The organism is Undibacterium sp. JH2W (assembly GCF_049340425.1).
Lineage (GTDB): Bacteria > Pseudomonadota > Gammaproteobacteria > Burkholderiales > Burkholderiaceae_D > Undibacterium.
On sequence record NZ_JBMPOT010000023.1, the window covers coordinates 12,107 to 22,752 of the forward strand.

Genomic DNA, 10,646 nt, shown 5'->3' on the forward strand with positions numbered 1-10,646 from the left:
GCTCAGGATAAACTTCAAATTTCCTATTGATCTGATACTATTTCTCTAATATCCAGAATCTGAAAATCATCCACCCATAACACTGTTCATCCCATGGAAATGCTCGTTACGAATGACGAAGTCAAGCAATGGGAATGCGAGCTACCTGGTTTGCAGGGGCTGGAATTACTGGATATGTATTTGCGCCTGGCGTGGCATTTACGTCAGCGCGACACTTCCCGTGCGCTTTATCTGGCTGAAGCTGCAGAGCATTTGCTGAGTACTCTCTATCCCGCTTATCCTGATACGAATTCTGGTAGCGAGCAATTCAAGCTCATGCGCACCAGGCTGGTCTTGGTCAGGGCAGAAGCAGCATGGTTGTACGGGGAATTTGACAAGTCATGGCAGTTGTCTGAGTTGGCCTTGCAACTGGTCGCGCAAGGGGAAACTGATGAAGCCGCCAAAGCGGCAGCAGATGCGCATCACTTGCTGGCTTGTGTGGGCTTGCAAAAAGGGGAGGTGCCGGTAGTTGAAGTGGAAATCGGCCTTGCCATGCAGTTTGCACGCCAGGCTCAAGATAATATGCGTGTGACGGTTGCTGAGTCCTTGCTGGCAAATCAAATGGTCTTGCGTAACCTGCCTTTTGCCTTGGAGCGCTGGGGGGCTGGTCGCAACCCGGAAATCCAGTGCGACGATCCCGTCATGCGCAGCTACATCAATGAATTTTTGATTTATACCTATTCCCTGACCAGCGATTTTGGGCAGTCTGCTGCACGTGGCATACAGGTGTTTGAATTCGCTGAAAACTATGGGCAAAAGCGGCGCATGATTAATGTCGCCAGCAATATCGGTGATGCCTTCAATAGTATGAGTGATCACCAGTCTGCATTGCAGTGGATACAAGAAGGGCTTGATCTGGCCAGGACCGCAGGCTGGCCCAATAGCATTGCCAGTTGCCTCATACAAATGTCCGAGACCTTGCGCAGGCTGGGGCGTCTGGAGGCGGCCAAGGACATGCTGGAAAATGCCTTGCCCATACTGGCACACGTTGTTGGCTCACGCTCGCATTTGCTGGCGCTGCGTTATCTGGGGGATTTGTCGCTGGACTTAGGGGATTATGCGACTGCACTGAAAAGCTTTTATGAATTGATTTCCTGGGCCGATAAAAAAAATCACCTGGATTTTCGTATAGGCTCGCGTCGTGGTTATGCCCATGCCTTGTCCATGCAGGGGCAAGCCAAAGCGGCGCAGGACATCGCCCTGGAAGCGCTGGCATTGGCTCGCCAGAGCACGGACAGTTATCGCCACATAGAAGTTTTACGCGTGCTGGCAACATTACATATGCGCCATGCTTTGCCCGAACCGACCGAGATGCACGCCGCCAGCGCACCCTTGCACTACTTGCGTCAAGCCCTGGACATAGCAGGACGTATCAGCAATTTTTCAATCCCGGCTGAATTGTATGAAGAAGTGGCAAATGCTTATGCTGCTTCCGCTGATTTTCAGCGCGCTTACGAGTTTGCCGGGCTTGCATTGGCCGCGCGCGAAAAAAATCATAACCGAGAGGCCGCCAATCGTTTGAATGCCATGCAACTCAGCCAGCAGACTGAGCGCATGAAGGCAGAAAGCGAACACCTGCGTCAATTGGCTGCCGCTGAAGCTGAGCGGGCCGAAGTCTTGCAGCAAACCAGCGTAGTGCTGGAAAAACTGGGTACCATAGGGCAGGAGATCACGGCCAGCCTGGATGCCCCCGCCGTGTTTAAAGCATTGAACCGACATGTTCATGATCTATTGCATGTCACGGCCTTCGTCATCTACTTGATGGATGACGATCAGCAAAGTATGACATCTGCTTATGGTGTAGAAAATGGCATACCGATAGAGCCTGATACGGTCTATATGGCCAGCGCTGTCTCCAACTCGGTGCGCTGTGTCAGGGAGCGCCGGGAAATCGCCATCGAACTCACGTCCGCAGATGAATTATTGCCGACCTTGATCCCCGGTACGGAAATGGTGCACAGCATGTTGTTTGCACCGCTCATCATTGGTGACAGAATTCTGGGGGCAATGACCATACAGTCATCTCGCCAGCATGTGTATGGTGATAGGGAGAAGATGATTTTTCGCTCGCTATGTGCCTATGGCGCTATAGCCCTGGGTAATGCCGATGCCTATATGCGCCTGCAAAAAACTCAGGAACACTTGCTGGCACAAGAAAAGCTGGCTGCCCTGGGTTCTCTGGTTGCCGGTGTCGCCCATGAGCTTAATACCCCCATAGGGAACTGCCTGCTGGTGGCCAGCACCTTGCAAGATGGCAGCCGTTATTTGATAGGCAAACTGGCCGGTCAGACTTTGCGCCGCTCGGATTTGAATAATTTTTGCGAAGAAGTCAAAACCTCGTCAGAAATACTGATGCGTGGACTCAGTAGTGCCGCTACTCTGGTCAGCAGCTTCAAGCAGGTTGCGGTTGACCGCACATCTGAGCAAAGGCGCAGTTTTGATTTGCGCCAGGTCTTGCACGATATCATCGCCACTCTGAATATACGTATTACCCAGACTGGCCACAGCATAGAAGTCAATGTGCCGTATAACATCCATATGGATAGTTATCCTGGTTCTTTGGGGCAGGTGATCAGCAACCTGGTAGAAAACTCTCTTTTGCATGCTTTTGATAAAAAGCATGCGGGCCATATGTGCATCAATGTCACGCAAATAGACGGACAACGTGTCTTGATAGAGTTTAGTGACGATGGCGCTGGCATACCTGAAGCCAATCAAAAACGTATCTTTGATCCCTTTTTTACGACTAAACTGGGACAAGGCGGGAGTGGGCTGGGTTTGAATATTTGCTACAACATTGCCACCTCGATTTTACATGGACAACTTAGCGTCAAAAGCAGTCTGGGTTCAGGGACCAGCTTTTACCTGGATTTGCCATTGCAAGTCTGAATTTGCAAAAACACAAATATCTGAGTCGTTAATATACTAAAGAATTGAATTATCAGGAAAAGTTAACGCTTGAATTTGATCCTTGTCAAGCATCCTTTTTTTGTTGCACTTACTTGAAAATCTAATCGAATTCACCTATTGTGCAATGCACCAATAATAACAAGGTACACAATTGGCTAATCAACATACAAAAAGCAGCCTCGCGGGCTTGACTCTGGCTGCTGTCGGCATCGTCTACGGCGATATAGGTACTAGTCCTCTTTACACGATGAAAGAGGTATTTGCAAAAGAACATGGTCTACCACTCAATGAGGCGAACATCTTTGGCGTTGTTTCGCTGATTCTTTGGGGATTGATCATTATCGTTGCAGTCAAATATGTCACTCTCATATTGAGGGCTGATAATCGTGGTGAGGGCGGTATCATGGCGCTGACTGCTTTGGCGCTGGAATCTGTAGGCAAATCCGCTAAATCTCATTTCACCTTACTCGTTCTCGGTTTGTTTGGCGCTGCCCTGTTTTATGGGGATGGTGTCATTACTCCGGCGATTTCAGTGTTGTCTGCTATTGAGGGGTTGGAGGTGGCAACGCCTGCATTTACCCCTTATGTAGTACCGATCACGCTGGTTGTACTTTTGCTTTTGTATTCTGTGCAATACAAGGGAACTGCAGGCATAGGTAAATGGTTTGGCCCCATCATGGTGGTATGGTTTGTAGTACTGGCCGGAATGGGAATTTATAACGTCGCCAAAATGCCTGGCATTTTATGGGCGCTCAATCCTATGCATGCCTTTGCTTTCATGGCCTTGAACAAGGGGTTGGCATTTTTGGCATTGGGTGCAGTTGTGCTTGCATTTACGGGCGCAGAGGCACTGTATGCTGACATGGGCCATTTTGGCAGCAAACCAATTCGTGCTGCCTGGTTCATGATCGTATTCCCATCTTTGGGCTTAAACTATCTTGGGCAAGGTGCATTGCTACTGGCAAATCCTGATGCTGCTGGTAATCCGTTTTACCAACAACTTGGTGCATGGAGTATTTACCCATTGGTGATTTTATCAACAGTAGCGACAGTGATTGCTTCTCAGGCTACGATCTCAGGTACTTTCTCCATGACCAAACAGGCAATTTCCCTTGGTATCATGCCAAGGATGGAAATTGTTCATACGTCATCGGAAGAGATAGGGCAGATCTATATCCCGGCAGTTAACTGGCTGCAGCTTGCTGCGGTTGTTGCTGCGGTGGTGGGGTTTGGTTCTTCATCGAGCCTGGCATCTGCTTACGGCATTGCCGTAACAGGAACCATGTTGGTGACTTCACTGCTTACTTTTTTCGTTATACGTTATGGCTGGAAATACAATCTCGTGCTGTGCTTCCTTGCTACCGGCTTTTTCCTGTTCATTGATATCTCATTGTTTTCTGCCAACGTGCTTAAGTTATTCCATGGCATAGGCGGCTGGTTCCCAGTGATTTTGGGTGTCGTGATGTTTACCCTGATGATGACCTGGAAGCGTGGTCGCGAACTGGTCTTTGATAATCTGAAAAAACATGCAATCCCACTGGAAGATTTCCTTGAATCCCTGTTTGTCTCTGCACCGATAAGAGTGTCTGGCACGGCAGTGTTCTTGCGTGGCGAAGCCGACGGTGTGCCGCATGCCTTGTTGCATAATCTTTCGCACAACAAGATTTTGCATGAACGCGTGATTTTCCTGACCCTGCATAACCGAGAAATTCCCTGGGTCCCCACTTCGGAGCGCGTCAAGGTCACAGACCTGGGCAATGCTTGCTTCCAAATTGATGTCTATTATGGTTTCAAGAATGAACCAGATATCCCCGCCGCGCTAGCCTTATGTGAGCCATTTGGTCTGACTTTTGAAGCCATGGAGACTTCTTACTTTATCTCACGCCAGACCATTATTTCCAGTCCTGGCAGTGGCATGGCGATGTGGCGCGAGAGTGTGTTTGTGGCCATGTCACGCATAGCTCGCGATGCGGCAGACTTTTATCAAATTCCTAGCAATAGAGTGATTGAAGTGGGTTCGCAAGTAGAAATCTAAAAACTTGGCACAGGTACTTATCAAATCAAAATGCCTGTGCTATACTCTCGGTCTTTCGCGGCTGTAGCTCAGCTGGATAGAGTACTTGGCTACGAACCAAGGGGTCGTGGGTTCGATTCCTGCCAGCCGCACCAGATTCAAGGGACTAGATGAAAATCTAGTCCCTTTTGTCTTTTTAGGACGTGCATAAAATCGCCACAGCTGCGTTGTCGCTCCAGTAGTTGGTGCTCGGTACTAAATATTGCCTTCGTCGCGACGGGGTTTTGGGGTTTTGGACGACATGTTGTCCGCGAGCGAAACGGATCACCCTTGCAGGGGTGGTTTCCTAAAACGATTTTCCGCAAATCCTCCATCCCCTCTATCGGTTTTATTATTTGGCTGGATTTTTGGGTGAAAGCGCTTGATTTGTCCGATTTCAAAATAATCTGAGCTGTGGGGCTTTTCATTTTCCCGCAGTCCAGCTATAATCTTGTTTTTCGCGGCTGTAGCTCAGCTGGATAGAGTACTTGGCTACGAACCAAGGGGTCGTGGGTTCGATTCCTGCCAGCCGCACCAGATTCAAGGGACTAGATGCAAATCTAGTCCCTTTTGTCTTTTTTACGTCTGAATGAACCGGCTTTCTTGATCTGCAGTCTTTTGTTGCTGCAGATATGTGCTGGTCGTTTAGCTGGCGAGTATCAGTTCCCTGATATTCCAATCATCTGGTGCATCCTGGTTCAGTGCGCTGCGTTTGACTTGCTGGTGGGGCGCTTCTGTCGTCATAGCCAAGATCATGCGTTGCAACTGGGCCGCGTCAGGTAAGACGGTACCCAGGAAAACCACCTGATCGCGATGCTGGATCAGGATGGTAGGGAAATTGACGATATCCACTGCATCGACCAGATGGGCCTGGTCTTCTATGTCTAACCAGGCAAAGCATTTGTCTGGATGCTTGTTGGCCAGATCGTCAAAGGAAGCCCTGTAAAAATTGCAGGTATCGCACCAGGCTGCGCACAGGCAGGCGATGAGCCAGTCCTTGTTTGCCAGGTCTGTCTTGATTGAGGAAATGTCTTCGGTATTCATAGTCGAGTTCATCCTGCAATTTTAAACGAAGTGATGCTTCCTGGTGTGAGCTATGGCAAAGTGCCAGTCTTGAAATCGATGGAACACGGTAAAATACGCGTATGACCAGAATTTTAGCAATTGAAACCTCGACAGAACTTGCCACTGCAGCCTTGTTGACTGATAGTGACATGTTTATCCGCGAACTGAGCGGCGTACAAACCCATTCACAAGGTATTTTGCCAGCCATACAAGCTTTGCTGCTGGAGGCCGGTGTACGCTTGCAGGATTGTGATGCCATTGCCTTTGGCTGTGGGCCCGGTGCCTTTACCGGCATACGCACGGCTTGCGGCATCGTACAGGGCCTGGCGTATGGTGCAGACCTGCCGGTAGTGCCGGTAGTCAGTTTGCTGGCGATGGCGGAAGTGGCGCGTGAGCAAGTCACGGCCAGTGAGTTTGTGTGCATACTCGATGCACGCATGAATGAAGTGTATTGGGCGCAATATCGTTTGAGTGAAACCGGCTGGCAAGAGATAAGTGTTCCAGCGCTGGCAAGCCTGGATGCGGCATTGGCTGCCATTACCCTGGAAAATCCGCAACTGGTGCTGGGCAATGGCCTGACTTTGCCTGAGTCTGTGCGATATGCCAGCCTGCTTTGCATGCCACATGCAAAACAGGTGGGTGTGCTCGGACGTGGTGGCTTCACTGCGGGATTGGGTTTGCCAGCGGACCATGCGCAGCCACTGTACTTGCGTAATAAAATTGCCCTGACCACGGCTGAGCGCGAGCAAGTCAAGCTACAGGCTGGTAAAGCATCATTGTGATGGACTTGTTGATGGATTCGAATTTGACAATGCCGCATTATGGCAAGCTTGGTTTTGCCGATGTTGACAGCATGCTCAGCATAGAAGAGAGGGTATATACCCACCCCTGGTCACGCGGAAATTTTACCGATTCCTTATCCAGTGGTTATGAAGCTTTCGGTTTCAGGGATGTAGAGCAGGATTTGTTTGCTTACTTTGTCGTCATGCCCATATTGGATGAATTGCATTTACTGAATTTTGCGGTGGGCCTGCCTTATCAGGGGCAGGGGTATGCAAAATTATTGATGGGCAAATTATTCGCTTATGCGAACGAACATGCCTATGCTTCAATTTTGCTGGAAGTCAGGCGCAGTAATGTGCGTGCAATTAGTGTGTATGAAGGCGCAGGATTTGTATCCATAGGCGTACGCAAGGGCTATTACCCTGCGCACGATCAGCAGCGTGAAGATGCAATTGTGATGCGGAGGATGAGTTAATGCAGACCTTGGATATCCATAACAGACAAAGAGCCTTGCACGAGCTGGGCCTGGGACCCTTGTGGCTTTTGCGCGATGCCGCGCCAGTCGTGCCTGTGGCTGTAATGGAAACTTCAGAAACTCCAGAAGCCTCAGTTGCGCCAGTCCTCGATCACGCTCTGCAGTCAGTCATGGTAAGTGCAACAGCAGAAGTGGATGCAGCCTGGTCGGAGCCTGAAGTGATAGTGCCCAAAGACCAGCCAGAAGCCCAGCCCGTAGCGCCTGCATTTGAAATCAGTCCTGAAGCAGGCGACTGGATTGCGCAAGCAACACCCACAGCCTTGCCAGTGGTGGATGTGCCTTCCGTCAGCCACGAATCCTCTGTCTCCATGTTGTCATGGGATACATTACAACCTATGGTGGAAACTTGCAGGCAATGTGGTTTATGCCAGGGCAGGAAAAAAACCGTATTTGGCACGGGTGATAAACAGGCTAAATGGTTATTTGTAGGCGAGGGCCCGGGTTATAACGAGAACTTGCAAGGCTTGCCCTTTGTCGGTGCTGCCGGGCAGTTGCTTGACAATATGCTCAAGGCACTTGGCGTGCCACGCGGTGAGCAAAGCTATATCGCCAATATCGTCAAATGCCGCCCGACTGATGCGCAAGGCAAGGACAGGCCGCCAACTGCGGATGAAGTCGCTGCCTGTTTGCCATATTTACACAGGCAAATTGACTTGATACAGCCGCAAATCATTGTGGCTTTGGGTAAGACTGCTGCGGTATCGCTATTGGGCATGGATATGGAAACAGCAGTTGGACAATTACGTGGCAGGGTGCACCAGTTCAAGGGCATACCGGTAGTGGCGACTTATCATCCAGCCTACCTCTTGCGCAAACCGGCAGACAAGGCCAAGGCATGGGCTGATTTGTGCATGGCCATCAAAGCCCTGCCAGCAAGCTGAATTGCATGTACAGCGCACAAGCCGCCTTTCATCAACAATGGCAGCATTTACATAACCCCCATGTGCGTGCGCTTGCCTGGATGTTGACTGCACCAGGTTTGCTGGACAGACAGGACGCTGCCTGGAGCGGCGCGCTGAATGTTGCCACCTTCACAGACCCCAAGGCTTTGCCGGGCTGGCTGGGTGAGCTTGATAGACATCCCACCCCCTTGCTGGATTTATTGCAGCGACATCCCTCGCGTCGCCTGGGCTTATATGCTGAGCGACTCTATGAATTCTATTTGACTGCTCATGGCTTGCTGTCTGCGCATGGTTTGCAAGTGCATGACAAAGGTGCGGGCACGATAGGCGAGTTTGATTTTCTGCTGCAAACCAGCTTGGGTTTGCAGCATGTAGAGCTGGCGACCAAGTTCTATTTGTATCATCCTGGCGCAAACGTACGGCCAAATTTGTATGACTATCTTGGCCCTAATCTGGCGGATAGTCTGGGTGCCAAACTACATAAGATCATCGCCCAGCAATTGCAATTGTCGCAGCATCCTCTGGCGCAGCGAGTGTTGCCGCAAGCAGTGCAAAGCGCGCAAGCATTAGTACTGGGCTGGTTGTTTTATCGCGATGAGCAGATAGTGGATGTCTATTGGTCTGAGCATGCGGATATGGCTGGCTTGAGTAAAGAACATTACCGTGGAGTCATTTGGACGCAATCAGAAGTGCAGGCACTGGATTTCGGGCAAGCCCTGCTATTGGATAGGCTGGACTGGCTGGCACCAGCCCAGGTTGGTACAGGCATGACCCAGGAAAAAGAGGTTATTTTGCATGGCATGCAAGCTTATTTTTCCAGTTCGCATACGCCATTGATGCTGGCGCTGATGCAGGAAAACCAGGGAGTCATGCAAGAATACAGGCGCGGCATGGTCGTGCCGGATAACTGGTTTGAACAGGCTGATGCTGTCAAACAAAAGCGTACAAAGTAAATACTGAAACGCTTTTTTTTGAATAAGTGTGCCTGGTCAGGCACACTGTATTTATCAATGCTTGTGTTCGCCTATCAGTGCCAGTGAATCATACTCGCGCTGATTGGCCATATGTTTGCGTATGACAGCATAGATAGTGCTGGACACAAACAGACCGAACAGCACGATGATGACCATGATGTCTATCTTCATGGAATTCAATAGTGTGTACAGTGCCAGCATGGTCAGTACTGAAAGATTCTCATTGAAATTCTGTACGGAAATTGAATGTCCTGCACTCATCAAGACGTGGCCACGGTGCTGCAGCAAGGCATTCATGGGAACGACAAAGAAACCAGCCAGGGCACCCACCAGTATCAAGAGCGGATAGGCGATCCAGACTGTGTGCACAAAAATCATGGTGATGACGACTAAGCCCATGACTACACCTAAAGGCATAACATTCAGGGACTTTTTCAAAGGCACAAAACGGGCTGCTGCCACTGCACCAAGGGCAACGCCAACAGCAACTACACCTTGCAAGATGGCAGCTCTGTCCAGTGTCATATGCAAGGATTTTTCAGCCCATTTCAATACGATGAATTGCAGGGTGGCAGCAGTACCCCACAACAGGGTGGTGACACCCAGAGTAATTTGACCCAATCGGTCTTTCCATAGGGTGGTTACACATTCGGCAAACTCAGTCACCAGCTTGGCAGGGTTGCGTTGCTGATACTTATAGCGTGCTCCCGTGTCGGGAATGCGCATATTGAATAAGGCTGCAGTCGCATAACAGGCCGTGACCACACAGAGTGCAGCCTCGGAAGCTGTGGTGATATTAAAGTCGATGAACGGAAAGTCAAAACTGAGCAATACTGACGATACTTTCGAATTGACCAGTGCTCCGCCCAATACCGTACCAAAAATGATGGATGAAACCGTCAGGCCTTCTATCCAGCCATTCGCAGCAACCAGCTTTTCTGGTGGTAGCAATTCGGTAAGGATGCCATATTTGGCTGGTGAGTATGCTGCAGCACCAAAACCAACGACGGCATAGGCGATCAAAGGATGGACATGAAAAAACATTAATGCGCATCCACCGACTTTGATCATGTTGGTAATGAGCATGACCTTGCCCTTGGGCAGGGAGTCCGCAAACGCACCAACGAAGGGTGCAAGCAAGACATAGGACAGCACAAAAAACAACTTCAATAAAGGAGACATCCAATCCGGGGATTGCATGGATGTCAACAATGCCATTGCGGCTATCAGTAAGGCATTGTCGGCCAGTGAGGAAAAAAACTGCGCCGCCATGATCGTGTAAAAACCGCTCTTCATGCTTTATTCATGCTTTATGTCTACCTGCTACAAAATGTCTCTGGCAGCTTTATACCATGAAAATTGTGCGGAATTAGTGAAATAAGGCA

At 49.8% G+C, this 10,646-nt stretch carries 8 protein-coding genes and 2 tRNA genes; 8 read left to right on the top strand and 2 right to left on the bottom strand.

Features of this window, described 5'->3' with window-relative positions; all coding sequences use genetic code 11:
• Positions 1 to 93: 93 nt before the first annotated feature.
• From ACO0LC_RS25570 to ACO0LC_RS25585, 4 genes are all read left to right on the top strand, one after another.
• A complete protein-coding gene (locus ACO0LC_RS25570; protein WP_423008501.1) occupies positions 94 to 2,928 on the top strand; it encodes an ATP-binding protein in 2,835 nt (944 codons plus the stop codon).
• Between the two features lie 172 nt (positions 2,929 to 3,100).
• Positions 3,101 to 4,984 (top strand): potassium transporter Kup, encoded by a 1,884-nt coding sequence (locus ACO0LC_RS25575; protein WP_423008503.1) that lies wholly within the window; start codon positions 3,101 to 3,103, stop codon positions 4,982 to 4,984.
• Between the two features lie 57 nt (positions 4,985 to 5,041).
• Positions 5,042 to 5,118 (top strand) — tRNA-Arg (locus ACO0LC_RS25580).
• Between the two features lie 344 nt (positions 5,119 to 5,462).
• A tRNA-Arg gene (locus ACO0LC_RS25585) sits at positions 5,463 to 5,539 on the top strand.
• Between the two features lie 108 nt (positions 5,540 to 5,647).
• Here the strand turns inward: ACO0LC_RS25585 and ACO0LC_RS25590 are convergent.
• A complete protein-coding gene (locus tag ACO0LC_RS25590; protein WP_423008505.1) occupies positions 5,648 to 6,046 on the bottom strand; it encodes a thioredoxin family protein in 399 nt (132 codons plus the stop codon).
• Positions 6,047 to 6,147: 101 nt separating this feature from the next.
• Here ACO0LC_RS25590 and tsaB point away from each other — a divergent pair, with 101 nt between their 5' ends.
• The 4 genes from tsaB to ACO0LC_RS25610 are packed head-to-tail and all read left to right on the top strand — an operon-like array spanning position 6,148 to position 9,240.
• Positions 6,148 to 6,849, top strand: a complete 702-nt coding sequence (gene tsaB / locus ACO0LC_RS25595; protein WP_423008507.1) for a tRNA (adenosine(37)-N6)-threonylcarbamoyltransferase complex dimerization subunit type 1 TsaB — start codon at positions 6,148 to 6,150, stop codon at positions 6,847 to 6,849.
• A gap of 11 nt (positions 6,850 to 6,860) precedes the next feature.
• Positions 6,861 to 7,325, top strand: coding sequence for a ribosomal protein S18-alanine N-acetyltransferase (rimI, locus tag ACO0LC_RS25600; protein WP_423008509.1), 465 nt, complete (start codon positions 6,861 to 6,863; stop codon positions 7,323 to 7,325).
• Positions 7,325 to 8,266 (top strand): uracil-DNA glycosylase, encoded by a 942-nt coding sequence (locus ACO0LC_RS25605; RefSeq protein ID WP_423008511.1) that lies wholly within the window; start codon positions 7,325 to 7,327, stop codon positions 8,264 to 8,266. Before rimI ends, ACO0LC_RS25605 begins: the two co-directional genes overlap by 1 nt.
• A gap of 5 nt (positions 8,267 to 8,271) precedes the next feature.
• Entirely contained in the window at positions 8,272 to 9,240 is a 969-nt protein-coding gene (locus tag ACO0LC_RS25610) for a DUF1853 family protein (protein WP_423008513.1), read from the top strand.
• Between the two features lie 54 nt (positions 9,241 to 9,294).
• On the opposite strand, the gene lplT is transcribed toward ACO0LC_RS25610, so the two are convergent.
• A complete protein-coding gene (gene lplT, locus ACO0LC_RS25615) occupies positions 9,295 to 10,557 on the bottom strand; it encodes a lysophospholipid transporter LplT (protein WP_423008515.1) in 1,263 nt (420 codons plus the stop codon).
• Positions 10,558 to 10,646: the final 89 nt, after the last annotated feature.

What these genes read in the sequence shown, in the direction of transcription:
- ACO0LC_RS25570 (WP_423008501.1), top strand. Translation starts at nt 94, where the DNA reads ATGGAAATGCTCGTTACGAATGACGAAGTCAAGCAATGGGAATGCGAG.
- ACO0LC_RS25590 (WP_423008505.1), bottom strand. Translation starts at nt 6,046, where the DNA reads ATGAATACCGAAGACATTTCCTCAATCAAGACAGACCTGGCAAACAAG.
- tsaB (WP_423008507.1), top strand. Translation starts at nt 6,148, where the DNA reads ATGACCAGAATTTTAGCAATTGAAACCTCGACAGAACTTGCCACTGCA.
- rimI (WP_423008509.1), top strand. Translation starts at nt 6,861, where the DNA reads ATGGATTCGAATTTGACAATGCCGCATTATGGCAAGCTTGGTTTTGCC.
- ACO0LC_RS25605 (WP_423008511.1), top strand. Translation starts at nt 7,325, where the DNA reads ATGCAGACCTTGGATATCCATAACAGACAAAGAGCCTTGCACGAGCTG.
- ACO0LC_RS25610 (WP_423008513.1), top strand. Translation starts at nt 8,272, where the DNA reads ATGTACAGCGCACAAGCCGCCTTTCATCAACAATGGCAGCATTTACAT.
- lplT (WP_423008515.1), bottom strand. Translation starts at nt 10,557, where the DNA reads ATGAAGAGCGGTTTTTACACGATCATGGCGGCGCAGTTTTTTTCCTCA.